Source organism: Primorskyibacter marinus, assembly GCF_003313245.1.
GTDB lineage: Bacteria > Pseudomonadota > Alphaproteobacteria > Rhodobacterales > Rhodobacteraceae > Primorskyibacter > Primorskyibacter marinus.
Window position 1 is genome coordinate 19,348 of sequence record NZ_QJSD01000011.1, and the last position, 25,187, is coordinate 44,534.

The following is a 25,187-nucleotide window of genomic DNA, read 5'->3' on the forward strand; positions in this document are numbered from 1 at the left end:
CAGCCCCGGGGCGTCAATGGCGGATCTATCCCCCTGACGGCCTGTTAGCGTGCGTCGCCCAGGCACTCTTCGATCGTTGTGGAGAGCGCCTCAAGCAGTCCGGCATAAAGCCCGGCCCCCGCTGGCAGATCTGCGCCCAACGGGTCAAGCACCGCATGCGCTGCGCCGTCCGGGCTAACGGCCCGGATAAGGCCCGTGTTGTATTGCGGTTCCGAGAACACGCACTGCACGCCGGCATCCGTCAGGTGATCGCGCAGCGCTGTCAGACGTGCGGGACCGGGCGCCGATGCGTCGTTCATCGCGATGGCACCCAGAGGCGTCAGACCAAAGCGATGTTCGAAATACTGGAAGGCATCGTGATAGACGGTGAAGGATCGCTTGGACAGCGGTGAAAGCCGGTCTGCGATCTGCTGTTCCTGAACTTTGAGAGCCTCTATCGCCGCCTGCGCGTTCGCGCGGTAGGTGTCGGCATTGTCCGGATCGGCATCACCAAGCGCCTGGGCAATGGCCGCCAGCCAAATCCGTGCATTGGCCGGATCAAGCCAGGCATGCGGATCGGGGCCGGAATGGTTGTGGCCCGACGCCGCGTGATGGTCGTCGTCGCCGTGCGCTTCATGCTCGTGACCGTGATCCGTATGGTCCTGCGCATGTTCCGACGCGGCATGGTCATCGTGGGCATGTCCCTCGTGCGACTTATCTTCGTGCGCGTCCTCTGCGTGAACCTCATCTGCGTGGGCGTCGTCGTCATGAGGATGCTCTGTTTCAAACAACGGCCCTTCGCGTGTCTCCAGAACTTCAGTTCCATCGGTTTCCAGCAGCGCGACATGCAACGCCTCCCCCGACAGCGTTTCCAGCGGACCCGTCAGCCACGGCGTCAACGCGGGGCCGACCCAGAAGACCAGCTCGGCCTCTTGCAGGGCGCGCGCCTCGGTCGGGCGCAGCGCGTATCCGTGTGGAGATGCACCCGGGCGCAGCAGCACATCCGGCGTGCCCAACTCGCCCATGACCTGCGCCGCCAGCGACTGAACAGGCAGGATGTCGGTGACCACATCGGGGGTGTCGGCGTTTGCCGCACCGCAGAAAACTGTGGCGGCCAGAAAGAAAGATCTCATCGTATCGGCTCCGGTTCTTTTGCTGTGAGTCGCCTCTTGTTAAATGTAACAGTATAACATATCAAGCCACTGAAACGCGAAGATGACCGCAAGGGGGCAGCAGATGGCAACACTCGGATTTGAAGCGCATGACCATAAACATTGCATCACGGATGGGCTGGAAGAGCTTCGCACGCAATGCGCTGCGAAGAAGCTGCAACTGACGCCGGTCCGCAAGCGGGTGATGGAACTGCTTCTGGAAAAGCACCGTGCACTTGGGGCGTATGAAATCCTTGACCATCTGCGCGCCGAAGGACTGGGAACACAGCCACCGGTGGCGTATCGGGCGCTGGATTTTCTTGTCACCAACGGGTTTGCTCACCGGATCGAGCGGCTGAATGCCTTTGTGGGCTGCGCCCATCTTGGCAAGCAACACATCCCGGCCTTTCTGATCTGCCGCGGGTGCAACGCCGTGGCAGAAGCGCCCTCGGGGCGGGTCAGCCGGGTGCTGGGACGCGCGGCCCGCGAGATCGGGTTTCAGGTCGAAAAACTGGTGGTCGAGGCTGAAGGCGTCTGCCCGTCCTGCGCCGAAAAGGCCCCCGCATGAGCCTGATCGAGGCGCGAGGGCTGGCCGTTCGTCTGGGCGCGCAAACCGTGCTGAGCGGGGTCGATTTTGACATCTCCGCACGCGAAATCGTCACCGTGGTCGGCCCCAACGGATCGGGCAAGTCGACCTTGCTGCGGGCGCTGATCGGGGCCGTGCCCATTTCGGCGGGCCAGGTGGTGCGGGCATCGGGGCTGCGGCTGGGCTATGTGCCGCAAAAGCTGCAAATCGACCCGACGCTTCCGATGACGGCGCGGCGGTTTCTGAATTTGCCGGTGCGCGCGACGCCACAAAAGACGGCTGCGGCGTTGGAGCGGACCGGTGCGGCCGGGCTTGAGGCCCGGCAATTGGCGGACCTTTCGGGCGGGCAGCTTCAGCGCGTGGTTCTGGCGCGCGCGCTGCTGGCCGATCCGCAGATCCTGCTGCTGGACGAGCCGACTCAGGGGCTGGATCAACTGGGGTCCGCCGCTTTCTACCGGTTGATCGAAGATATCCGCACCGATCTGGGTTGCGCCATTCTGATGGTCAGCCACGAGCTGCATGTGGTGATGAGCGCGAGCGACCGGGTGATTTGCCTTAACGGTCATGTCTGCTGTCACGGCACGCCAGAAGTGGTGGCAAGCGCGCCGGAATACCGCGCGTTGTTCGGCACCGGAACGCAAGGTGCCTTGGCGCTGTACCGGCACGAACATTCGCACCGGCACGATCACGACCATGACCACTCGCAGGAAGAGGCGCATTGATGCTGGATGATTTCATGGTGCGCGCGGCGCTGGCGGGATTGGGGGTGGCCCTGGCCGCGGCACCGCTGGGATGTTTCGTGGTCTGGCGCCGCATGGCCTATTTCGGCGATGCCACGGCCCATGCGGCGATCCTTGGCGTGGCGCTGTCACTGATGCTGTCGATCTCTGTCTTCGCCGGCGCGCTGGCGGTGGCGTTGCTGACGGCGGTGGCGGTCACGGCCCTGTCCGGGCGCGGGCAGGCTGTGGATACATTGCTGGGCGTGGTGGCGCATTCCGCGCTGGCGGTTGGCCTGGTCGCGGTCAGCCTGGTCGGCGGGCGGGTTGAGCTTTCGGCCTATCTGTTCGGTGACATACTGGCAGTGGGGCGCGGCGATCTGGCCGTGATCTGGGGCGGCGCGGTGTTGGTGCTTGGGCTGTTGGCGTGGAAATGGTCTGACCTGCTGACAGCAACCATGGGGGCGGATCTGGCGCGCGCCAGCGGTATAGATCCGGGGCGTATCCATATGGGCATGGCGCTGGCGCTTGCCGTGGTGGTGGCCGTGGCGATCAAGGTCGTGGGCGCGCTTCTGATCGGCGCGCTTCTGATCGTGCCCGCCGCCGCCGCACGACCGCTTGTCCGCACGCCCGAGGGGATGGCCGCCGTGGCGCTGGTGATTGCGGTGCTATCCGTCGCCGGCGGGCTTTGGGGGGCCTACCACGTCGATGCGCCCGCCGGTCCGGCCATTGTCTGCGCGGCGGCGTTGGTCTTTGTTCTGGTCAATCTCGGCAAGCTTTTGTCCCGCAGGTAACGCTGTGGGCAATTGAAGATCGGCGCTGAGCCTGATCTTCGGGCCTGCGTGATCGCCCCTTTGGTTGCGGCCAAAGACAGCGACGGGGTGGTGAACGGCTGAAACATCAGACGCTTCCGTTCAGGACCACACGGCCCGATCAAGATGTCGTTTGCGAGATCCGGCCAGCTGCATTTTCCAAAACGGCACTGTGGCAAATCATGCATGGCTGACAGACCAACAGGGTCGGCGGCTATGCTTTTCCGATTGGAAACACTGTTCCGGGCACGCCCCGGACGGGCGAGGGGGCGATGTGCCCCCTCGCGACCTATCAGGCCGCGTCAGCCTTTGGGCCGAAGCGTCCGTAGAACTCTTGCCCTTTGCTTGCCATCTCGCGCAGCAGGTCGGGGCAGGCGAAACGGTCGCCATGTGCGCTGGACAACTGATCGCAGCGCTCTGCCGCATAGGGCGCGCCGATGATGTCGAGCCAACTGAACGGACCGCCGGACCACGGCGCAAAGCCCCAGCCGAGGATCGCGCCCACATCGCCTTCGCGGATGTCTTCCAGCACACCCTCTTCCAGCGCGCGGACCGCTTCCAGCACCTGCACGAACAGCAGCCTGTGCTGGACCTCGATCAGCGAGGGCTGTTCGTCGGCCTGCGCATAACGTTCGCCCAGCCCGGACCACAGACCCTGCCGCTTGCCCTTGTCATCATAGGCGTAGAACCCCGCTTTGGACTTGCGGCCCAGACGGCCTTCGCCCTCCATCCAGAAGATCACCTCGTCCACCGCACCGTCGGGATAGGCGTCACCCATCGCGGCCTTGGTCGCGCGGGCAATCTTGGCACCCAGATCAATCGAGGTTTCATCGACCAGTTGCAGCGGTCCCAGCGGCATGCCGACCATCTTTGCGGCATTCTCGATCAGCGCAGGTGCGACACCTTCGGCGACCATGCGGATGCCTTCGTTGATATAGGGAATGATGCAGCGGTTGGCGTAGAAGAACCGCGCATCGTTCACCACGATCGGTGTCTTGCGGATCTGGCGCACGAAATCCAGCGCCTTGGCGACGGCGCGCGTGCCGGTCTCGCGGCCCTTGATGATTTCGACCAGCATCATCTTTTCGACTGGGCTGAAGAAATGGATGCCGATATACTGCTCGGGCCGCTTGCTGGCCTTGGCCAGATCGCTGATCGGCAGGGTAGAGGTGTTGGTGGCGAAGATGCAGTCCTCTCCGATCACGGCCTCGACGGCTTGGGTCACCTCTGCCTTGATCCTGGGATCCTCGAACACCGCCTCGACGATCAGATCGCAGCCTTTCAGCGCGTCATAATCGGTGGTGGCGGTGATCCGGCCCAGCACCTCTTCCTTTTTCTCGGGCGTGGCCTTTTTGCGGGCGATGCCCTTGTCCATGTAATCGGCGGTATAGGCGCGGCCCCGGTCGGCAGCGTCCTGTTTCTGGTCCAGCAGCACGACCTCAATCCCGGCTTGGGCCGACACCAGCGCGATGCCTGCGCCCATCATGCCCGCGCCCAGAACGCCGACTTTCTTGACGCGCTCATCCGCCACATCAGGCCGGTTGGCGCCTTTTTCCAGCGCTTCCTTGTTGATGAAAAGCGACCGGATCATCGCGCCGGAGGACGGGTTCAGCAGCACGTTCGTGAACCAGCGCGCCTCGATCTTCAGCGCCGTGTCAAAGGGCACCATCGCGCCTTCATAAACCGCGGACAGCAGCGCCTTGGCGGCCGGATAAACGCCCTTGGTCTTGCCATTGACCATCGCGCTGGCACCCACGAAGGTCATGAAACCAGCAGGGTGGTAGGGCGCGCCACCGGGCATCTTATAACCTTTGGCGTCCCAGGGTTTGACGATGTCGGCATCCTTCGCATCCAGCACCCAGGCTTTTGCCGCGGCCAGCGGATCCTCGACAACCTCGTCGATCAGTCCGGCGGCCTTGGCTTTCTTGGGGTCCAGCAGCTTGCCTTCCAACAGATACGGCGAGGCGGCCATTGCGCCCATCTTGCGCACCAGTCGGGTGGTCCCGCCAAGGCCGGGGAAGATGCCGACCATGATCTCCGGCAGGCCGATCTTGGCCTTGGGATCATCGGCGCAGAAAATGCGGTGACAGACCAGTGGCAGCTCGTACCCGATGCCAAGCGCTGTGCCGGGCAGGGCGGCGGCAATGGGCTTGCCCCCCTTGTTCTTGTCGTCCATGCCCGCACGCTCGATCTTGCGCAGCAGCTTGTGCTTGGCCATCGTGCCTTCGAACAGCCCGCGTGCAGGGTCGTCACCCGCGCTTTGCTTCATCTTGGCGATGATGTTGAGGTCCATGCCGCCCGCGAAGGTGGACTTGCCAGAGGTAATGACGATGCCCTTGACGGCGTCGTCGGCGAGGGCGTCGTCGATCAGGCCGTCAAGCTCGTCAAAGCCTTCCAGCGACATGACGTTCATGGATTTTTCCGGAACGTCCCAAGTGATGACGGCAACGCCGTCGCTGTCAGTGGCCATCGTGAAATCGGTCATGGCAGGTCTCCGTGGATCAGTGTCTATTTGCGTAAGCATGCGTGTAGGGCCGGGCCGCGCCTGTCATCAGACGCGCTCGATGATGGTCGCCGCGCCCATGCCGGAAGCGATGCACAGCGTCGCCAGACCGGTGCTTTTCCCGGTGCGTTCCAGCTCGTCCAGAAGCGTGCCGATGATGATCGCGCCGGTGGCCCCCAAAGGATGGCCCATTGCGATCGACCCGCCATTGACGTTGACGCGATCGTCACTCACATCAAACGCCTGCATGAAACGCAGCACCACGGCCGCAAAGGCCTCGTTCACCTCGAACAGGTCGATGTCCTTGATGCTCATGCCGCTATCGGCGAGGATCTTCTCGGTCACGGGAACCGGACCGGTCAGCATGATGGTCGGATCAGTGCCGATCTTGGCGGTGGCCTTGATGCGGGCGCGGGGCGTCAGCCCGTGCGCCTCGCCAAAGGCCTTGCTGCCGATCAGCACCCCGGCAGAACCATCGACGATGCCGGAAGAGTTGCCCGCATGGTGAATGTGGTTGATCCGCTCCAGATGCGGGTATTTCATCAGCGCCACAGCGTCAAAGCCGGGCATGACCTCGCCCATTTGCTGAAAGCTGGGATTGAGCGCCCCAAGCGATTGCATATCAGTGGCCGGGCGCATGTATTCGTCGCGATCAAGGATCGGCAGGCCGTTCTGGTCGCGCACGGTGATGATCGACTTCGCAAAACGGTCATCCTTCCAGGCCTCTGCGGCGCGGCGCTGCGATTCCACCGCCAGCGCATCGGCCTGCTCGCGGGTGAACCCGTATTCGGTTGCAATGATATCGGCGCTGATGCCTTGCGGGACGAAATAGCTGTCCATGGCAAGGCTGGGATCCACCGCGATGGCAGCCCCGTCAGAGCCCATCGCAACGCGGCCCATCATCTCGACCCCGCCGGCAATATAGCCGTCGCCGGCCCCGCCGCGGATCTGGTTGGCGGCAAGGTTCACCGCCTCCATACCCGATGCGCAAAAGCGGTTGATCGCCAGTCCGGGAATGGATTCGTCCAGATCCGAGGCAAGCACGGCAGACCGCGCCAGACAGCCGCCCTGTTCGCCGACTTGCGTGACATTGCCCCAGATCACGTCCTCGACGGCGTGGCCTTCAAGGCCGTTACGCTCTTTCAAAGCGTTCAAAACCTGTGCGGACAGCCGCAGGCTGGTGACTTCGTGCAAGGCGCCGTCCTTGCGGCCCTTGCCGCGAGGTGTGCGCACCGTGTCGTAGATGAAAGCGTCGGTCATGGGAGTGTCGTCCTTTGCAAGGTCGGTGTCTTTACCTGACTTGGGGGTGTAGGGGGGCGGGGATCAATGGTGACGTGGCGACGTTTTGCGTAAACTACGTTTCGTCACGCCCTGTCGGCGGGAGAACCCGGCATCAGATCATAAGGGTGCTTCCAGCCAGGTTGTTGGCTGAGCCGGGTCAGCCAGGCATCTATGTGTGGCCAGTCCTCGCGAATAAATCCGAAAGGTTCGGGATAATAGAGATAGCCACAGCAGCTGAGATCCGCGTTGGTGAGGCTGTCGCCGACGATCCAATCGCGGCCTTCCAGATGTGTGTCGAGGACGTCGTAGGCCGCTTTGAGCCTGCCTTGCGCGAATGCGATCACCTCGGCGGAGCGTTTGGCTTCGGGCAGGAAGTTCATCAGAAACCGGGTCATGCCAGCCTGACTGGATAGTTTGTGATTGTCCCAGAACATCCAACGCATGACCTCCCGCGAATCTTCGGGTGTGACGCCTCCAAACCTCCCTGATTTTTCTGAGACGTACTGCTGGATCACACCAGATTGCGTGATCGTGACAGAGCCGTCGACCATCACCGGCACCTCGCCCATATTGTTGAGCGTATCGCGATAGTCGCGCGCCCGTGTCGCCCCGCCGAAGAAATCGACATAGACCGGTTCCCAGTCCAATCCGGAAAACTGTAGAGCGAGCGCTGCTTTATAGGCATTCCCGGATTCGCCAAAGCAATGCAGTTGGATGGTCATGGGCCAAGCCCTCCTGTTGTGAATTTGGCAGAGGTTGTAGCGGGGGCTTCGCGCCCCCACACCCCCGCGGAGTATTTGTGCCAAGAAGAAGCGGAATTTGTGAGCTTACGGTAACCGGGCATTAACGTTAACGCACCTATCCTGTTTTTGCGGAACAGGCTGGAGAGCCGATGGCCGCCCGAGGAGAAGCCCCGCCTCGTTCCGGATGCCGCTTGGCCGGTGTTCGAGGTGGGGTGGACCGCCTGCTGCCCACGCCGAAATACGGGTTCGATGTTCGGATCTTCTTCTTGGTAGAAATACTCCACGGGGGTCCGGGGGTGTGAAACCCCCGGCTCTTCATATGCAAGTTGCGATTCCGTCTGTCGTGTCACAGCGTTCTCGCAATCAGCTCTTTCATAATCTCATTTGTGCCCCCGTAGATCCGCTGCACGCGCGCATCTGTCCACATTTCGGCGACAGCGTATTCCTGCATGTAGCCGTAGCCACCATGAAGTTGCAGACAGTCGTCCAATACTTCGCCTTGGGTGTCGGTCAGCCAATATTTTGCCATCGCGGCTTTTTCGACGCTCAACTCGCCGCGCAGGTGGTCCGCTATGCAGGCATCCAGAAAGGCGCGGGCGACCGCGGTCTTTGTCTGGCATTCGGCCAGCTTGAACCGGGTATTTTGAAATTGCGTCAATGGTCCACCAAAGGCTTTGCGCTCTTTGCAATAGGCTATCGTGCGCTCTACTGCGCCTTCCATTGCGCCGACGGCACCGCACCCGATGATCAGCCGTTCCTGTGGCAGCTGCTTCATCATCTGATAAAAGCCACGACCCTCCTCCTGGCCAAGGATGTTTTCCGGCGGGATCTCGATATTGTCGAAGAAAAGCTCTGACGTGTCCGCCGCGTGGCAGCCGATTTTGTCGAGATTGCGCCCGCGTTGAAATCCCTCGGCTCCGTCCGTCTCGACAACAACCAGCGAGACGCCCTTGGCACCTTCGGTAGGATCAGTCTTGGCGGCGACGACGATCAGATTGGCATGTTGGCCATTGGTTATAAATGTCTTCTGCCCGGACAGCCGGTACGCATTGCCGTCGCGGATGGCGCGGGTCTTGATGTTTTGCACGTCGGAACCGGCCGAGGGTTCCGTCATCGCCAAAGCGCCTACAAGCTCTCCGGTGATCATTTTTGGCAGCCAGCGTTTCTTCTGTTCATCGGTGCCATAGGCCAACACATAATGCGCCACGATCCCGGAATGAATGCCGTGTCCCCAACTGGCAAGGTTGGCGCGGCTGCCTTCCATCAGGATCACTGCCTCATGTCCGAAATCGCCGCCGACGCCGCCATATTCTTCGGGGATCGACGGGCAGAGCAGGCCCAGTTCACCGGCCTGCGCCCAGGTTTCGCGGTCCATCTGGCCTTGCTTGCGCCAGCGGTCATACTGCGGCACCCATTCATCGGTGATGAATTTTCGCGTCATCTCGGCGAGCATTCGGTGCTCATCCGTCATCCAGTCCGACGTCATGGGCCTCCCCTCCCTTGTTGTCAGTGTTGTCCGGTCAGCTATTCAGAATAGCGGCGGTCAGCGATTGACAGGCCTTGCCGTCCACCACGTCAGGCCAAAGCGTAGCGGAGGGAACGACAGCCTGTCGTCGCCGTCAAGTCAAACGCGATCAGAAAAGTCGTATTCCAAAGCCAAGGTCTTGGCATGCTTGTGATTTCGGTGCGGATCACAGGAACGAGACGTGGGGCGGAAGAGGGCGAGGCGTTGCCCCACCCCCACCTAGGCTGTCAGAAGTTCGCGGCGTCCAGCGCCATGACAGTGTCGGCACCGCTTTCGATGCGGGCAAGATGCATCTTCGTGGCGGGCAGGTGACGTGCCATGTAATAGCGTCCCGTTGCCAGTTTGGTTTCGTAGAACTCTACGTCGGAGGCACCGCCATCCAGCGCGGCTTTGGCGGCCAGCCCCATGCGTGCCCACATCAGGCCAAGGCAGACATGGCCGAAAAGGTGCATGAAGTCATACGACCCGGCCAGCGCGTTGTTGGGGTTCTTCATGCCTTGCTGCATGAAATACATACCCGCCGCCTGAAGATCTTTTGACGCGGCCTTCAGTGGATCAAGGAAATCCTTGTCGAAGGCTTCATCGCCGCCGTTTTGCTTGATGAAGGTCTTGACCATCTCGAAGAATGCCATGACGTGTTTGCCGCCGTCCTGAGCCAGCTTGCGACCGACCAGATCCAGCGCCTGAATGCCATTGGCACCTTCGTAGATCATCGCAATCCGGGCATCGCGGGCAAATTGCGACATGCCCCATTCTTCGATATAGCCGTGGCCACCATAGACCTGCTGCGCCTGCACGGCCATCTCGAAGCCCTTGTCGGTCTGGAACCCCTTGATGACCGGGGTCAAGAGCGAGACCAGCCCTTCGGCATCCTTATCACCAGAGCGATGCGACTTGTCGATCAGATGCGCGCCCCAGAAGGTGAAGGCCCGCGCCCCTTCGACAAAGCTTTTCTGGTCCATCAGGCTGCGGCGAATGTCGGGATGCACGATCAGCGGATCAGCCGGGCCGTCGGGGTTTTCGGCACCTGTCACGGCACGTCCCTGAAGGCGGTCATTGGCGTAGATCACGGCGTTCTGATAGGCGGCTTCAGCCTGTGCATAGCCTTGCAGGCCGACACCCAGCCGGGCCTCGTTCATCATGGTGAACATGGCGCGCATGCCTTTATGCGCTTCACCCAGCAGGTAGCCCGTGGCACCGTCGTAATTCATTACGCAGGTGGAGTTGCCGTGGATGCCCATCTTTTCTTCGATCTTGCCGCAGGTCACGCCATTGCGCGCGCCAAGACTGCCGTCTTCATTCACCAGGAATTTCGGCACGATGAACAGCGACACGCCCTTGATACCTTCGGGACCGCCCGGAATTTTGGCCAGCACCAGATGGATGATGTTGTCGGCCAGGTCATGCTCGCCCGCGGAGATGAAGATCTTCTGCCCGGTGATCTGATAGCTGCCGTCATCCTGCGGTTCCGCCTTGGTGCGCATCAGGCCCAGATCGGTGCCGCAATGTGGCTCCGTCAGGTTCATGGTGCCGGTCCATTCGCAGGTGACCATCTTGGGCAGATAGGTGGCTTTCTGGTCGTCGGAACCATGGGCGTGGATCGCCGTATAAGCGCCATGCGTCAGTCCCTGATACATGTTGAAGGCCATGTTCGCGCCGACGAAAATCTCGCCGACCGCAGTATGGAGCAGGTAGGGCATGCCCTGACCGCCGAATTCCGGGTCACAGTCCAGCGCGGTCCAGCCACCATCCTGCATCTGCTTGAACGCTTCCTTGAAGCCCTCTGGCGTGCGCACAACGCCGTTTTCCAGCACGCAACCTTCGGTATCGCCCACCGTGTTCAGCGGTGCCAGAACTTCCGCCGCCAGCTTGCCCGCCTCTTCCAGGACGGCCCCGGTGAAATCGGATTCCATCTCGTCATAGCCGGGAATACCGGTCTCTGCGGCGTTGAGCACGTCATGCAGCACAAACTGCATGTCTTTGGTGGGGGCGATATAAATGGGCATTTGCGTCCTCCGGTAACAGTCGGGGCAGTCCCTATTCGGCCGCCCGCTTGGTCTGGTTCATCGAGGTGAGCATCTTTTCACCCCATTTTATCTGGTCGTCGAGTTCGGCGATGGCAGTGTTCAACTCGTCCCTCTGGCGGATCATGTCATCCAACCGGTCTTTTGCTATTTCGACGGTGCGCGTCAGCTGCGTCTGCTGCTGATCGCCAACATGGTAGAGATCAAGAAGCTGTCGAATCTCCTCCAGGCTGAACCCAAAACGCTTGCCGCGCAAAATAAGCTTCAGCCGGGCACGGTCACGATGGGTGAACAGCCGTTTCTGGCCTTCGCGGATCGGAAACAGCAGTTCCTTGGCTTCGTAAAACCGCAGCGCTCTGGGGGTCACGTCGAATGCGTCACACATCTCCCGTATTGTCATCGTCTCATTAACGTCATTCATCACCTGGTCCTCCACTCGTAAGGTTATATGGACTGTAGGTGGCTCTCTGAGAGCATTCATACAATGGGAATTTCGTTTGCGCAGGCGCAACGCTACGTCAAATTGATGTTGACGTAAGATCATGTCGCGTCAGCCGGTTCGGCCCGAAACTATCTTTCAAAGCGCTTTAATTTTACCGCTTGGTAAAATGTTTGAATTGCTTACCCTGGGTCAGAGCGACTCAGTCTTTCAGCGATGCGGCGACCTCATCGCGCAGCGCGCGCAGTTCTGCCTGCGCTTCGTCGAGCTGGCGGCGCTGTTCGTCAAGCTCGCCCAACTGGCGGGTTGCGGCCTCGACCCACAGCCGGTTCTGCGCCTCCGTGCCTTCGTTCTCATAGATCATAAGCCACTGGCGAATCTCTTCCAGCTGAAAACCGAAGCGGCGTCCGCGCATGATCAGCGTCATCCGTGCGCATTCCCTTGGACCATAGAACCGCGAACGGCCATCACGCTCTGGCTGTAGAAGTTCGATATATTCGTAATAGCGCAGGGTGCGCGGCGTGACGTCGAAACGCGCGCACATTTCCTTAAAACTGAGGCGGGTGTCGGACATGCTTTGGATTCTCCTGAGCCCAAGTCTAACGTGGTCTGCGCGAAGGGCAACAGGTGGGGTTGCAGCCCGCGTGCGAAGCGGCCCATAACGGCGGGGCACAAGCAGGACACCCAGACCGATGAGCGATAAGCGAGCCCGCATGGCGCGGGATTTCATTCAGGCGATCCCACATGCCCAGGCACTTGGCATGCAGCTTGGGGATATTGGTGAGGGCACCGCCGAAATCAGCATGGCGTATGATGCAAAGTTTATCGGTGACCCGGTGACCGGGGTGATCCATGGCGGTGCGGTCTCGGCACTGATGGACACCTGTTGCGGCGCGGCGGTGATGAGCCACCCGGACCTGCCATCCGTCACCGCGACCATCGACCTGCGCATCGACTACATGCGTCCGGCAACGCCGGGCCAAGCGATCACGGCGCGCGCGACCTGCTATCACATGACCCGTTCGGTTGCTTTTGTGCGCGCGGTGGCAATGGACGACGATACCGAAAATCCTGTCGCAACGGCCACGGGCGCGTTTACGGTGGAGCCAGCACAACCATGATCCGCAAAACTCCTGAACCTGTCCAGGTCGTCAAACAACGGCGCGATACCGCCCTCAGCGCGCTGGTCGAAGGCGTGCCTTATGCGCAATTCCTTGGCATCAGCTTTGATCGGCGCGGGGACGAACTGACGGCGGTGCTGAGATATGATGAGAAATTGATCGGCAATCCGCGCCTTCCTGCTTTGCATGGCGGGGTGACGGCGGCGTTCCTCGAAGTCACGGCCATCATCGGTCTCAGTTGGGCGATGTTGTGGGAAGGGATCGAGTCCGGGCGTATCGACGTTGCCACGCTGGAAGAGGGTACGCTGCCACGCCTGCCCAAAACCATCGATTTCACCACGGATTTCCTGCGATCCGGCTTGCCGCGTGACGGCTACGCGCGGGCGCATGTCACGCGGTCGGGGCGGCGCTATGCCAGCGTCAATGCCTATGCCTGGCAAGACAATCGCGACAGGCCCATCGCGCAGGCCACGGGGCATTTTTTGATGCCGCGCACCGATGTCTGAGATGTTACAGGATATTTCGCATCGCAGGGTTCTGAAAATAGCGCTGCCGATCGTGCTGGCCAATGCGACCGTGCCAATCCTCGGTGTCGTGGATACCGGCGTTGTTGGACAACTGGGGGAGGCGGCACCGATCGGTGCCGTGGGCATCGGCGCGATCATCCTGACCGCGATCTACTGGATGTTCGGCTTTCTGCGCATGGGCACCGTCGGGCTGACCAGTCAGGCGGCGGGTGCGGGCAATACCGCCGAAGTTGCGGCGTTGCTGACCCGCGTGATCATGATCGGATTGACCGCGGGTGTCGCCCTGATCGCCCTTCAACAGTTGATTTTCGCCGGAGCCTTCTATCTGTCGCCCGCCTCGGCCGAGGTCGAGGGCATGGCCCGCGATTATCTGACCATCCGCGTCTGGTCGGCCCCCGCGGCCATTGCGATCTTCGGTATCAGCGGCTGGCTGATCGCGCAGGAACGCACCCGCGCCGTGCTGGTGCTGCAACTGTGGATGAACGGGCTGAACGTGGTGCTGGACGTTGTTTTCGTCCTTCAGCTTGGGTGGGGCGTGAACGGCGTCGCCATTGCCACGTTCTTCGCGGAATGGAGCGGCCTGGCCCTGGGGCTGTGGCTGTGCCGGGCAGCTTTTCGCGTGCCGGACTGGCGCGATTGGGCGCGGGTGTTCGACAAGGTGCGGCTGAAGCGGATGCTGGGTGTGAACACGGATATTCTGATCCGATCGGCGCTGCTGGAGGTTGGGTTCGTGTCGTTCCTGTTCCTCGGGGCGGATTTCGGCGATGTAACATTGGCGGCCAATCAGGTGTTGCTGCAATTCCTGCACATCACCGCCGCCGCGATGGATGGGTTTGCCTTCTCGGCCGAGGCGCTGGTGGGGCGGGCGTTTGGCGCAGGCGTTGTGGCGCGTGTGCGCCGCAGCGCCATTGTCACCAGTATCTGGGGGCTGGTCACAAGCCTTGTCATGGTGGTGGCCTTCGCCTTGCTTGGCGGAATCATCATCGACCTGATGGCAGACGCGCCCGAAGTGCGCGCCGAGGCGCGGCTTTATCTGCCTTACATGGTGCTGGCACCACTGGCCGGCACGGCGGCCTGGATGCTGGACGGGATATTCATCGGTGCCACCCGCAGTGCGGATATGCGCAATATGATGGCGCTCAGCTTTGTCGTTTATGTGGGGTCGGTGCTGCTGCTGGTGCCCAGTCTTGGCAATCACGGGCTGTGGCTGGCGCAGTTGATCTTCTTCATCGCACGCGGCGTGTTCCTGTGGTTGCGCTATCCGGCGTTGGAGGCTGCCGCTTCAGAACCCGGAATAGACCAGCAACCCCCAGGGACGCAGGGCACAATCCACCTGTGACCAAAGCGCGCCGGCCTGCATCGGGTCCAGCCGCGCCACGTTGAGGATCTGCGCCACGCTGCGGCGTCCGTCGATGCCTGCGATCAGCGGCGCGGTCTGTTTTGGCAGGTCAAGCCGGGTCTCGACGCCAGAAACGGTCAACTTCGGGCGTTTGCCCTGTGCGATGGCCTGTGCCAACGGTTTTGCCCCGACGCCGCGCAGATGCGGCACGGCACTGCGGTTGCTTCCCGATGCGACGCGGATGCCACGGCCCGCAGGCGCGGCATAGCCCACATGCAGCTTGATCGTGCCGCGCAGTTTCTCGGCGGTGGCCATGGCCGCAGCGCGGTCCAGATGGCCTGGCACATCCGCGATGCGCGACAGATCATACAGCGCGGGTTGGGTGAAATCGGCCAGTTCCCATCCGGTGGATGTGAGCACAGACATCAGAGACGCGACATCGAAGGCGCGATCCTGTGAATGCAGCAGCAGGTCGTAGAAACCCGCGTCGCTTTGCCGGTGATCCACGAGATGCGGGTTCAGCCGGAACGGATGGCCCTCGGGCAATTGTTCAACCAGTTGCCGCGCCTTGGCCAGCCGTTCGGCGGGGGCAAGACCCTCCAGCAATGCGCCGAACGCCTGTTGTAGGGGATAGACGCCCGATCGCCCGTACGGCGCATAGACCATGAAGCCAAGCCCCCCATCCGGGGCGACGGCGGCCCGAAGGGCGGCAAATCCCTGTGCCGGGTCGGGCAGGTGGTGCAACACGCCGCAACAATCAATGTAGTCGAAGGTGCCAAGGTCGGGCGCGTCCAACAGGCTGCCGGTGTGAAAGGTGATGTTGGTCAAGCCACGCGCTGTCGCGCGGGCCTCCGCCACCTGCCGCGATGCGGTGGACAGGTCGAGATAGGTGATCTGATGCGGATGACCCGCATTTGCCAGATGCTGCGCCAACATGATCAGCCCGTCGCCAGTACCGCCGCCTGCGACCAGAACGCGAAAGGGCCGGGACCAATCACGCTGACCGGCAAACAGGAAATGATCGACCTCATGCGGATGGCTGGGCGAGCCTTCGATCAGGCGTTTGGATTCGTCTGCCGGATCGCGTTCGGGATAGGGATAGGCTTCGTATTGTTCGGACACAGTGACCATTGATTGCCTTTCCTGGGGCGGCGGTTGCGCGGGCAATCTGGCACGCGGATGCGGGAAAGACAAAACCTAGCGCGCGGCCTTGCGCGCGATGTCGATCCGCGCCTCCATCATCGACATGTCCTTCATGATCTCGTGTCGTCTGGTGCGGTCGCCTTCTTCGCGCAATTCCGCACGCAGGCGCGCCAATTCGCGCGACAGGGTAACAAATTCGGGGGCCGCGCCGTTTTCCTTCATCAGGCGATTGATCAGCGCATTTTCCGGATCGTCGCAGGGCGGCAGGGGTTTGCCAGCGCCGGGCAGGTTGTCAAAAGCACCTTCCGTCTCCGCTGCGCGGATCCGGGCGTTTACAAGGTCAATAAGCGGGTGGTCCATCAGCGCGTCCCCTTGGCATCGCAGAAGCATAACATCCGCGATTGGCGGTGTCATTTTCGCGCGCGTCCTCAAGAAAGCAACGGTTTTGCACGCGGACGTGTCGTGCATAGCCTGTGCTGAAACGAAACAGGGCTGAAACGAAACAGGCCCCGGCTTGATGCCGGAGCCTGCGCAGAATTTACAAGACGCTCAGGGTTACTTCAACGTGATGCGTCCATCGGTGTAGGGCGTGTAGGGGCCTTGTTCCGCCAGATACTCGGCGGTCACATCGGCCAGGTCCGGGCCGAAGTCATAGGCGTTCTCGGCATTGATGAACATCTTGTAGCCATCACCGCCGTTGCGGACGTAGTTGTTGGAGACAACCCCGTACATTTTCTCGGGCTCGATCGGCGCACCGTCAACCATGACGTCGGACACGCGGCTGCCCGGCTCTGCCGACGGATCGGCTGTGAAGGTCAGGCCGGCCACCTGTGGGAAACGGCCCGCGCCTTCCTCGATCTGGCTGACACCGTTTTCAAGCGCCTCAACCACGGTCGCACCGGATACCTGGAAGGTGGACAGCGTGTTCTGGAACGGCAGCACGGTCAGCACTTCGCCCATGGTCACTTCGCCTGCGTCGATAGAGGCGCGCAGACCGCCGGAGTTGACAATGGCGATCTGCATGCCCTGATCCTTCACCCGTGCCAGAATGGCGTCAGCCACCAGATTGCCCATCGAACATTCCATGGCGCGGCAGACATCGCGGTTGCCTTCGATGGCCTCGGATGTTTCGGCCACGACCTTGTTGCGGATCTCTTCCAGCGGAACTGCGGCTTCGGTGATGCGCGCGACGGTTGCTTCGTCCTCGGTGACCGCACCGTCAAGGATGATCGGCTCGCCCACGGCTTCGGTGATGTTGCCCTCGTCGTCGAAGGTCACGTTCAGCTCGCCCAGAAACTTGCCATAGGCATAGGCCTGCACGATGGCGGTGTTGCCGACCATGATGGGGTAGGGGCCTTTGGCACCTTCGATCGTGTTGGACAGCAAGGAGTTGTCATGCCCGCCCACGATGACATCGACGCCCGTGGTGTTCTCGGCCACGGTCGTATCGACGTTCAGGCCGGAATGCGACAGCACGATAATCTTGTTCACGCCCATTTCGGTCAGCTTGTCGACCTCGCCCTGCACGGCGTCGCTGGGATCGGTGAAGATGATGTTCTTGCCGGGGCTGGCCAGTTCATCCGTGTCTTGCGGTGTCAGGCCGATCAGGCCCAGCTTTTCGCCGCCCCGCTCGATCACCGTGGATTTCATCAGAACATCGGCCAGCAGTTCCTCGCCCGAGACATCGGCATTGGACATCAGCACCGGAAAATCGACCGCATCCATGAAACCGCGCAGAACTTCGGGGCCGTCGTCGAATTCGTGGTTGCCCACGGTCATCGCGTCATAGCCCATCTTGTTCATCATTTCGGCGGCAAGCTTGCCCTTGTAATAGGTATAGAACAGTGTGCCCTGGAACTGGTCGCCGCCATCGACAAGGATCGCGTTGTTGCTGCGCTGGCGCGCTTCCTCGATCGCCGAGACCAGACGCGCGGAACCGCCAAAGCAGTCGCCCGCGGTGTTGTCTTCCGCCGAACAAGGGGAATCATATTTTGAAATCGGTTCGAACCGGGCGTGGAAATCATTGGTATGAAGGATCGTCAGGGAATAATCTGCGGCGGCGGCACCTGCGGTCAATGCAAGGGCGGCGGCACCGGTCAAAAGGCGGATAGACATGTTCAGTTCCTCTCTGTCGGAAGTCTTATGCGCAGGATCGTGCCGCTTCCGTCGGGCTAAGTCAAAGCCCGTCGCAACGTCATCGGCGGTTTTTGTCACAATTGCATGACGCTTGACGATAAGCCGTCCAGAAGGCATCTCAGCGTCATGCTGATCTACAAGATATTGCGCGCCGCCGAATGGCAGGCGCTGGAGGTCTCGGGCGAAACCGCCGGTGCCCCGATCGACGTGGCCGATGGCTACATTCATTTTTCAACCGCGCTGCAAGTCCGCGAGACAGCCGCCAAGCATTTCGCCGGGGAGGACGGGCTGGTTCTGGCCGCGTTCGATACCGAGACAATGGGCGATGCCCTGAAATGGGAGGTCGCGCGCGCAGGTGCCGAGTTTCCGCATCTTTATGGACCGCTGAGGCGCAAGGATATTGTGTGGTCCTGCGCCGTGCCCTTGGTGAACGGGACACATGACTTCCCGCGGGAGATGGCATGAGCAACGTCGCTTGTTACCCAAATCCGGGCGCGCGGATATGAGCTTGCTTGAACAGGCCGGGCTGCGGGTTTTGCGCCATATGGATCCGGAAACCGCGCATGGGCTGGCGCTACGGGCGTTGCAACTGGGCGTCGCACCATCCCCCGGTCTGGTGACGTCAGACAGATTGCGCTGCGAGGTGGCGGGGCTGCACCTGACCAATCCGATCGGGCTGGCGGCGGGGTTCGACAAGAATGCAACAGCACTTCTGGGCCTTGGCCGAGCGGGGTTCGGCTTTGCCGAGGTGGGGGCCGCAACACCGCGCCCGCAGCCGGGCAACCCAAAACCGCGCCTGTTTCGCCTGACCGAAGATGGTGCAGCGATCAACCGGTTCGGGTTCAACAATGACGGGATGGAGACGATTGCCGCAAGGCTGGAAAAACGCCCCCGTGATGCGGTGATCGGCCTGAACCTTGGTGCCAACAAGGATAGCGGGGACCGGGCCGCGGATTTCGCCCGCGTGTTGGACCATTGCGGAAAATGGCTGGATTTTGCCACGGTGAATGTCTCCAGCCCCAATACCGAAAAGCTGCGCGACCTACAGGGCAAGGCAGCCTTGGCCGGATTGCTGGCCGGCGTGATGCAGGTGCGCGACGGAATGGCGCGGCGGGTGCCGGTCTTCCTGAAGATCGCGCCCGATCTGACGCCGGATGAATTGGCGGATGTGGCAGAGGTCGCGCTGTCCTCGGGCGTTGATGCGGTGATCGCCACCAATACGACGCTGGACCGCGCTGGATTGCGCAGCCGCCATGCGCCCGAAAAGGGCGGGTTGTCCGGTGCGCCGTTGTTTGAGAAATCCACCCGCGTTCTGGCGCAACTGTCGGTGCTGACCGAAGGCCGCTTGCCGCTGATCGGGGTGGGGGGGGTCGGCTCTGCCGAACAGGCCTATGCCAAGATCCGCGCCGGGGCGAGCGCCGTGCAGCTTTATACCGCGCTGGTCTATGGCGGGCTGAGCCTTGTGGAAGAGATCGCAAAGGGTCTTGACCGCCTGTTGGCGCGGGATGGGTTCGATAATGTGGCGGATGCCGTCGGCACCGCAAGGGAGGACTGGCTATAATGGAATATTGGCACAACCCACGGTGCAGCAAGTCCCGGCAGGGATTGGCGCTGCTTGAGGAGAACGGCGTGGCACTGACGGTGCGGCGCTATCTTGACGATCCGCCGTCCTTGTCTGAACTGAAAGCCGTGCACGCGGCGCTGGGCCTGCCTGTGCTTGCAATGGCGCGGTCCAACGACCCGTTATTTGCAGAACTGGGCCTGACGAAAGACAGCGATGATGACGCGCTGCTGGCCGCGATGGAAGCGCATCCAAAGCTGATCGAGCGGCCGGTGCTGATCGCTGGCGACCGCGCGGTAATTGGACGCCCGACCGAAAAACTGCTGACCCTCACCTGAAGCCGACAAGGCAGGCCCCTTGGCTTGTGTCCGGACGCGGTGAATTTGAACCATACCGAAGTATCGGTTGTGCAAGAGCACTGCCCGACCTGCCGCGTGTCCGCCGCTTGCCAAAAGGCGGGCAGGGGGGCAAATTGCCCGCCAAGCCCCGCAAGCGGGATCGCCCAACCAATCAAGGACACGCCCTGTGACCACGACCGTCTATATACTCAATGGCCCGAACCTGAACCTTCTGGGCAAACGCCAGCCCGAGATCTACGGCCACGATACGCTTGCCGATGTGGAGGCCACCTGCACCGAGCTGGGCGAGAAAATTGGCATAACGACGCGGCTGTTGCAGTCCAACTGGGAAGGCCAGATCATCGACTGGATTCACGAGGCGCGTGACGCGGCACAGGGCATCATCATCAATCCCGCAGCGCTGACCCATACCTCCGTCGCGGTGCTGGATGCGCTGAACACCTTCGACGGGCCGGTGCTGGAGGTTCATATCTCGAACGTCCACCAGCGCGAAAGCTTTCGCCATCATTCCTATGTCAGCCAGCGGGCTGACGGGGTAGTCGCGGGCTTTGGCATTGAAGGTTACGCGCTGGCGTTGCGGCGCATGGGGCGTCTTCTGGCATGATCGTATGCACCGGGGCCAGCGGCCTTGCGGATGGTCGCAGCGGCCGCGACAGGGCAGAGGGTGATCTTGCGGCAAAGCTGGACCTGCGACGTTTACATCGCGGCGTCTGTGAGGCAGGGACCGGCAAAAGTGCTCAGGCGATAAGGAAGAACAGGACGTGACGGACCGCTACGCCGTATTCGGCAACCCCATCGGGCATTCGAAATCGCCATTCATTCATCGCAGCTTTGCCGCGCAATTTGATGACGACATCTCCTACGAGGCGATTGAGGCACCGCAAGACGGGTTTCGCAACCGGCTGGATCAGTTCATCTCCGAAGGAGGCCGGGGCATCAACATCACCGTCCCGTTCAAGACCGATGCCTTTGCGGCGGCGGATGACCGCCGCGAAGGGGCGGCTCTGACAGGGGCTTCCAACTGTCTGAAATTCGAGGATGGACGCATTATTGCCGAAAATTTCGACGGGGTCGGGTTGTTGCGCGATATCGCGGACAATCTGGGCCAAGCGGTTTCGGGCAAGCGTGTGCTTTTCCTTGGCGCGGGCGGGGCGACACGCGGCGCGGCGCTGCCGATCCTCCGGGCCGGGGCAGCGCAGGTGGTCGTGGCCAACAGGACCGTTGCCAAGGCGCAGGCGATTGCCGATGAATTGGCCCGCTTCGGCGAGATCCGCGCGACAGGCTATGACGCTTTGGGTGCAGGGCATGACATCGTGCTGAATGCCACCTCTGCCAGCCTGTTCAATACGCGCCCACAGGTCGCGGATGCGGTGTTCGAGGGGGCAGGGCTGGCCTATGATCTGGTCTATGCAAAGGGTCTGACAGGGTTCTTGCGACAAGCCCAAGGGACGGGTGTGCCGGTCCTGGCGGATGGCGTCGGTATGCTGGTTGAACAGGCGGCCGAGGCCTATGCCTGGTGGCGTGGTCAACGCCCCGATACAGCCGCGTTGATACGGGATCTGACGGTGCCGCTGGTGTGACCATCCGTCAGGTGGCCGGGTTGCGACCGAAATCGGGCTGACCCGATTTCAGATCCTTCGGGCCTTTGCCGCCGGGCAACGCGCAATCCACGCCGTAGGTGAACCAATCGCCTTTAAAGGGCTATCGGGGAAATCCCGCCCGCAAATGCAGCAAGGATAGGTGCGGTGACGGCAAAGCCTGCACGCAGGTGGTCACTGGTGCTGAATTTCAGGCCGCGCGCCTTCATCCAATCGTCGACATCGGTGCGCTTGCCCCCATCTGAAACTTGGGTCGCGCTTTGTGCGAGCCTGCTGATGCGCCCATCCAGAACGAGCGCGACCGGCAGATAGAAACTTAGGATCAGCAGGCAGAAATATGTGCCGGTGAACAGCGCCGAGGCGAGAATCACGGTGCCGTAAGCGTCCTGCTCTGCCTCCATGACCAGGGGCAGCGGCCAGTACATCCAGCTTGTCGCGAAGAACATGCCGAAGGTCAGGATCAGGCTGGACAGGTAAAGCTGTCGCCGCATGCGGACCAGATTCTGCGCAAGTTGCGCGGCCTCTTCCTCGCGCGTGTTGCCGCTGCTGCGTTCCAGACACAGGATCATGCCAACAATTAGCGCGCCCACGCCAAGCCCTGCCAGCCCGTTGATGATATCCAGCACCCGCTCAAGCAGCGATATGACGGGAATCTCACCGCAACGCCCCAGCAACCACATATCCTGAGGTGCCGAACAGCCGGGCAGGCTGCCGCGGGACAAAGCGGATTTGAACAGGTCCGCGCCCAGCCGGTGATAGACGTGCGGCGCGTCGGGGGATGCGTTTTGCTCGATCGTGGGCGTCATCGCGAGCAAAAGGATGAACAGCAACGTGCCGATTGCCGCGATCCGGGTCGCGCGCGAGATTGGTCCCACGATGTCCCGGATCACCAGCGCAACGGCAAGCAGGGCCAGAGCGCCAAAAAACCATGTTGCGGCAATGAACTTGAACCGGCCCGCCGCTTCCAGCCAATGCCGACCCTCGTGCAGAATGTCGCTTGGAACCGCCAGATCGGTGGCGAAAATATGGTCGGAGATCACCCCATGCGTCCAGAAGATGCTGACCGGCACCAGTGCGATTGTAAAATAGCGCAATTCCACTTTGCGGATGGTCACGACCGATGCCTCGGATTGATGTAGGGTCCTGTTGCGCAGTCTAGCATGAAATCTGTCAGTTGCGCATATGGCTTGGCTATGACGGCATGCGGTGGATTTTGCCCCGCTCAAAACCGCCCGGCGGCGTGGTATTCGTGATACTGCGCGCTGTCGGATGGGTGCGGTTGCGGTACACCTGTTGCCTTTTCGGGGGGGGACGAGGCCGAACATTTGCTGTTTGCTTGGCCCGAAACGCCCGGCGAAAACCCGGAGCGTTTCAATGAAACGACTGCCAGCGCTTGACGCCGGAACAAGGCTGAAATAAGTGAAGAGTCGTTGAGCGGGCGTTGTGTAATGGTAAGACCTCAGCCTTCCAAGCTGATGATACGGGTTCGATTCCCGTCGCCCGCTCCAAATCTTTCAGATATTATAGACGCCCGTGGAAATGCCGTTTGTGGCTTTGAGTGATTGTCACTTGTTGCATAGGACCGGTGGCCGCGCGAGATGGATGTGAAAACATGCGCGTGGCGGTGATGCAGGCCAATGCAGGGCGTTGAGCCTTGGAAAGCGGGGGTGTCGACGCTTTGCAAATCGTGCAAAAACTGGCAATTCTCATCGGCGCTCCGTCCGGCTGTAAATTTCTTTCAATCCGTGTGGAACCAATCAAATGTCGGAAGGTTGGATTTTCAGGCACGAAACTGCTTGTCCAATTTACGGCAGGTAGCCAGGTCGCGGCAATCTTCCTCCCTCAGATTTGCCGCGACCTGACCGGGCGCTGAATGCGCGCCATCGGAACCCTCCCCCCGGTGGCGCGAAGCAGAGAAGAGAGCACCTGCTTACTGGCGCATCTCTGCTATCGACACGCCCATCGGGTGCGGATCCGGTGGGCGTGTCAATTTTCCCCAATACCTCAATATCCGGTCGCCGGACCTCACATGATGGCCGCTGCTTGCACGGCAAGCGGAACCAATGGCGTTCAGCGTGCGTTATTTGCCCGACACAGGCCGAGAATCGGTCGCAACGGAGGACAGTCCATGCCCCGCAAGTTTTTGACCCTGAGCGCAAGCGCTGCAATCATGGCAGGTGTCGTCCTGACCGGAGCCACCGCTGTCGCGGGGTTTTGGGCAGATAACGAGATGTCAACGCCCGCCGCGATCCACGCTGCGACTGACCTGCCAAGCCCCGCGGTCGTGGATTTCGATGTGTTGCACGGACTGCCGGTCTTTGACGAACAATCCGATACGGTTGGCACCGTAGCGGAAGTGCGCGTCGGACCAGATGGCCGCGTAACCGGCGCAATCGTCGAGATCGGCGGCTTTCTGGGTCTGGGCGCGCATCGCGTCGATCTTGGCCTTGATCTGCTGGCGATGCGCGGATTGAACGGAGAAACGCGTGATCCGGCCGTGCAACTTCTGGTCAGCAACGCCGAACTGGACCGCTTGCCGCGGTTCGAAGGCTAAGGGCGAGCACCGCGAATGCATTCCAACATACGCCAGCATTGGCAACTGACAATCCTCGCGGTGGTGGCAATCATTGCCGCGTTGTATTTTGCCAAACCCGTCTTCGCACCTTTTACGCTGGCGTTCGTGTTCGCCATCGTTCTGACGCCGATTTCCGATTTCTGGCAGCGCACCGGCTTGCCCGCAACAGCGTCGAGCCTGATGACACTGTTCTTATGCGTTCTGATGATCGTCGTGCTGGCCGTGTTGCTGGAACCCGTCGCAAACGGGTTGTATGAAAAATGGCCCAGCATACGCGGCGGGATGCGCGAAATGGTATGGAGCCTGCGCGGGCTGTTGCGTGACATTGACGATGTGTCGCGTGAGGTCACAGGTGCCTTGGGGTCCTCCGCAACAGGTGAAGGCGATGGCGGTGTGGTCGATGAAGCCAGCAAATCGTTTCCCAGCCTGACTGAACTGATGTTTCTGGCTCCTGCGCTGTTGGGGCAGGTGATGATTTTCCTTGGGGCGCTGTATTTCCTGTTGCTGTGTCGCAGTGATGTCTATCGCTGGTTGGGCAAGCTTTCGACCGTCAATTCCAAGGCCGCCGCGCTGAAATTCTACGAGGCCGACCGGCTGGTTGCCCGCTACTCGCTGACGATCACGGTCATCAATGTATGCTATGCGGTCTGCGTCGCGCTTGTGTTCAAGCTGATCGGAATGCCGGGGTACATCATCTGGGGTGCGGTTGCAGGCCTGTTGAACTTTGTCGTCTATCTTGGGCCGGCCCTCGTGGCCACTGCTGCGCTCGTTGCAGGTCCGGCGGTCTTTACCGGCGGTATGGCGTTTGTGCCGGCCGCTGCATATGTGGGGCTAAACCTGATCGAGGCACAATTTGTGACGCCCACGCTGGTCGGCCGGCAAATGAATGTGAACCCGCTCTTGGTGTTCTTGTCGCTGTGCCTGTTTCTCTGGCTTTGGGGACCGCTGGGCGGCATCGTCGCGATCCCGCTCCTGGTGTGGTTCATTGCGGTCTATGATGGGCTGACGACGCTGGCCGAGGAAGAGGCGGCGACGGGCACGCCTGCAATCTGAAACGGTCCTGCAACTA

At 61.3% G+C, this 25,187-nt stretch carries 25 protein-coding genes and 1 tRNA gene; 14 read left to right on the forward strand and 12 right to left on the reverse strand.

Translation table 11 applies throughout. From position 1 onward, the window contains the following. Positions 1 to 44 precede the first annotated feature (44 nt). Positions 45 to 1,112, reverse strand: a complete 1,068-nt coding sequence (locus DMZ65_RS13220) for a zinc ABC transporter substrate-binding protein (RefSeq protein ID WP_116599362.1) — start codon at positions 1,110 to 1,112, stop codon at positions 45 to 47. A 103-nt stretch (positions 1,113 to 1,215) separates the two neighbouring features. Here DMZ65_RS13220 and DMZ65_RS13225 point away from each other — a divergent pair, with 103 nt between their 5' ends. The 3 genes from DMZ65_RS13225 to DMZ65_RS13235 are packed head-to-tail and all read left to right on the forward strand — an operon-like array spanning position 1,216 to position 3,226. Then, a complete protein-coding gene (locus DMZ65_RS13225) occupies positions 1,216 to 1,698 on the forward strand; it encodes a Fur family transcriptional regulator (protein ID WP_116599438.1) in 483 nt (160 codons plus the stop codon). Continuing rightward, positions 1,695 to 2,438, forward strand: coding sequence for a metal ABC transporter ATP-binding protein (locus tag DMZ65_RS13230; RefSeq protein ID WP_116599363.1), 744 nt, complete (start codon positions 1,695 to 1,697; stop codon positions 2,436 to 2,438). Before DMZ65_RS13225 ends, DMZ65_RS13230 begins: the two co-directional genes overlap by 4 nt. After that, positions 2,438 to 3,226 carry a metal ABC transporter permease gene (locus DMZ65_RS13235; protein ID WP_116599364.1) on the forward strand — a complete coding sequence of 263 codons (789 nt, stop codon included), beginning with the start codon at positions 2,438 to 2,440 and terminating at the stop codon, positions 3,224 to 3,226. The genes DMZ65_RS13230 and DMZ65_RS13235 overlap by 1 nt, the downstream gene beginning before the upstream one ends. A gap of 310 nt (positions 3,227 to 3,536) precedes the next feature. On the opposite strand, the gene DMZ65_RS13240 is transcribed toward DMZ65_RS13235, so the two are convergent. From DMZ65_RS13240 to DMZ65_RS13270, 7 genes are all read right to left on the reverse strand, one after another. Further along, positions 3,537 to 5,729 carry a 3-hydroxyacyl-CoA dehydrogenase NAD-binding domain-containing protein gene (locus tag DMZ65_RS13240; RefSeq protein ID WP_116599365.1) on the reverse strand — a complete coding sequence of 731 codons (2,193 nt, stop codon included), beginning with the start codon at positions 5,727 to 5,729 and terminating at the stop codon, positions 3,537 to 3,539. Between the two features lie 66 nt (positions 5,730 to 5,795). Beyond that, entirely contained in the window at positions 5,796 to 7,007 is a 1,212-nt protein-coding gene (locus tag DMZ65_RS13245) for an acetyl-CoA C-acetyltransferase (RefSeq protein ID WP_116599366.1), read from the reverse strand. Between the two features lie 104 nt (positions 7,008 to 7,111). Continuing rightward, positions 7,112 to 7,750 carry a glutathione S-transferase family protein gene (locus DMZ65_RS13250; protein WP_116599367.1) on the reverse strand — a complete coding sequence of 213 codons (639 nt, stop codon included), beginning with the start codon at positions 7,748 to 7,750 and terminating at the stop codon, positions 7,112 to 7,114. A 367-nt stretch (positions 7,751 to 8,117) separates the two neighbouring features. Then, positions 8,118 to 9,257 carry an acyl-CoA dehydrogenase family protein gene (locus DMZ65_RS13255; RefSeq protein ID WP_116599368.1) on the reverse strand — a complete coding sequence of 380 codons (1,140 nt, stop codon included), beginning with the start codon at positions 9,255 to 9,257 and terminating at the stop codon, positions 8,118 to 8,120. Positions 9,258 to 9,523: 266 nt separating this feature from the next. Beyond that, complete coding sequence (locus tag DMZ65_RS13260) at positions 9,524 to 11,302, reverse strand: acyl-CoA dehydrogenase C-terminal domain-containing protein (RefSeq protein ID WP_116599369.1); 1,779 nt, start codon at positions 11,300 to 11,302, stop codon at positions 9,524 to 9,526. Positions 11,303 to 11,333: 31 nt separating this feature from the next. Then, positions 11,334 to 11,741 (reverse strand): MerR family transcriptional regulator, encoded by a 408-nt coding sequence (locus DMZ65_RS13265; protein ID WP_116599439.1) that lies wholly within the window; start codon positions 11,739 to 11,741, stop codon positions 11,334 to 11,336. Positions 11,742 to 11,961: 220 nt separating this feature from the next. Then, on the reverse strand, positions 11,962 to 12,333 hold the full coding sequence (locus DMZ65_RS13270; protein WP_116599370.1) for a MerR family transcriptional regulator: 372 nt from the start codon (positions 12,331 to 12,333) through the stop codon (positions 11,962 to 11,964). Positions 12,334 to 12,451: 118 nt separating this feature from the next. On the opposite strand from DMZ65_RS13270, the gene DMZ65_RS13275 reads away from it, so the two are divergent. The 3 genes from DMZ65_RS13275 to DMZ65_RS13285 are packed head-to-tail and all read left to right on the forward strand — an operon-like array spanning position 12,452 to position 14,746. Further along, entirely contained in the window at positions 12,452 to 12,880 is a 429-nt protein-coding gene (locus DMZ65_RS13275; protein WP_116599371.1) for a PaaI family thioesterase, read from the forward strand. Then, positions 12,877 to 13,386, forward strand: a complete 510-nt coding sequence (locus tag DMZ65_RS13280; protein ID WP_116599372.1) for a PaaI family thioesterase — start codon at positions 12,877 to 12,879, stop codon at positions 13,384 to 13,386. The genes DMZ65_RS13275 and DMZ65_RS13280 overlap by 4 nt, the downstream gene beginning before the upstream one ends. After that, on the forward strand, positions 13,379 to 14,746 hold the full coding sequence (locus DMZ65_RS13285; protein ID WP_116599373.1) for an MATE family efflux transporter: 1,368 nt from the start codon (positions 13,379 to 13,381) through the stop codon (positions 14,744 to 14,746). Before DMZ65_RS13280 ends, DMZ65_RS13285 begins: the two co-directional genes overlap by 8 nt. Here the strand turns inward: DMZ65_RS13285 and DMZ65_RS13290 are convergent. From DMZ65_RS13290 to DMZ65_RS13300, 3 genes are all read right to left on the reverse strand, one after another. Then, entirely contained in the window at positions 14,690 to 15,877 is a 1,188-nt protein-coding gene (locus DMZ65_RS13290) for a class I SAM-dependent methyltransferase (protein ID WP_116599374.1), read from the reverse strand. The genes DMZ65_RS13285 and DMZ65_RS13290 overlap by 57 nt on opposite strands. 66 nt (positions 15,878 to 15,943) lie before the next feature. Beyond that, positions 15,944 to 16,249: a DnaJ family domain-containing protein gene (locus DMZ65_RS13295; RefSeq protein ID WP_116599440.1), complete on the reverse strand. Its 306-nt coding sequence runs from the start codon at positions 16,247 to 16,249 to the stop codon at positions 15,944 to 15,946. A 195-nt stretch (positions 16,250 to 16,444) separates the two neighbouring features. Next, the gene (locus DMZ65_RS13300) at positions 16,445 to 18,004 is read right to left on the reverse strand and encodes a bifunctional metallophosphatase/5'-nucleotidase (protein ID WP_116599441.1); all 1,560 of its coding nucleotides are present in this window, start codon (positions 18,002 to 18,004) and stop codon (positions 16,445 to 16,447) included. A gap of 147 nt (positions 18,005 to 18,151) precedes the next feature. On the opposite strand from DMZ65_RS13300, the gene DMZ65_RS13305 reads away from it, so the two are divergent. From DMZ65_RS13305 to aroE, 5 genes are all read left to right on the forward strand, one after another. Continuing rightward, positions 18,152 to 18,490, forward strand: coding sequence for a DUF952 domain-containing protein (locus tag DMZ65_RS13305; protein ID WP_116599375.1), 339 nt, complete (start codon positions 18,152 to 18,154; stop codon positions 18,488 to 18,490). A gap of 37 nt (positions 18,491 to 18,527) precedes the next feature. Then, positions 18,528 to 19,586 (forward strand): quinone-dependent dihydroorotate dehydrogenase, encoded by a 1,059-nt coding sequence (locus tag DMZ65_RS13310; RefSeq protein ID WP_116599376.1) that lies wholly within the window; start codon positions 18,528 to 18,530, stop codon positions 19,584 to 19,586. Next, positions 19,586 to 19,924 (forward strand): arsenate reductase (glutaredoxin), encoded by a 339-nt coding sequence (gene arsC, locus DMZ65_RS13315; RefSeq protein WP_116599377.1) that lies wholly within the window; start codon positions 19,586 to 19,588, stop codon positions 19,922 to 19,924. Before DMZ65_RS13310 ends, arsC begins: the two co-directional genes overlap by 1 nt. A gap of 187 nt (positions 19,925 to 20,111) precedes the next feature. Further along, positions 20,112 to 20,549 (forward strand): type II 3-dehydroquinate dehydratase, encoded by a 438-nt coding sequence (aroQ, locus tag DMZ65_RS13320; protein WP_116599378.1) that lies wholly within the window; start codon positions 20,112 to 20,114, stop codon positions 20,547 to 20,549. A gap of 157 nt (positions 20,550 to 20,706) precedes the next feature. Further along, positions 20,707 to 21,525: a shikimate dehydrogenase gene (gene aroE / locus DMZ65_RS13325; RefSeq protein ID WP_116599379.1), complete on the forward strand. Its 819-nt coding sequence runs from the start codon at positions 20,707 to 20,709 to the stop codon at positions 21,523 to 21,525. A gap of 113 nt (positions 21,526 to 21,638) precedes the next feature. Here the strand turns inward: aroE and DMZ65_RS13330 are convergent, their stop codons facing one another. Further along, complete coding sequence (locus tag DMZ65_RS13330) at positions 21,639 to 22,658, reverse strand: hypothetical protein (protein WP_116599380.1); 1,020 nt, start codon at positions 22,656 to 22,658, stop codon at positions 21,639 to 21,641. A 319-nt stretch (positions 22,659 to 22,977) separates the two neighbouring features. Here DMZ65_RS13330 and DMZ65_RS13335 point away from each other — a divergent pair. From DMZ65_RS13335 to DMZ65_RS13350, 3 genes are all read left to right on the forward strand, one after another. Continuing rightward, positions 22,978 to 23,051 (forward strand) — tRNA-Gly (locus DMZ65_RS13335). A gap of 620 nt (positions 23,052 to 23,671) precedes the next feature. Continuing rightward, a complete protein-coding gene (locus tag DMZ65_RS19495) occupies positions 23,672 to 24,097 on the forward strand; it encodes a PRC-barrel domain-containing protein (RefSeq protein ID WP_157960628.1) in 426 nt (141 codons plus the stop codon). A 15-nt stretch (positions 24,098 to 24,112) separates the two neighbouring features. Further along, positions 24,113 to 25,171, forward strand: a complete 1,059-nt coding sequence (locus DMZ65_RS13350; protein ID WP_116599383.1) for an AI-2E family transporter — start codon at positions 24,113 to 24,115, stop codon at positions 25,169 to 25,171. Positions 25,172 to 25,187: the final 16 nt, after the last annotated feature.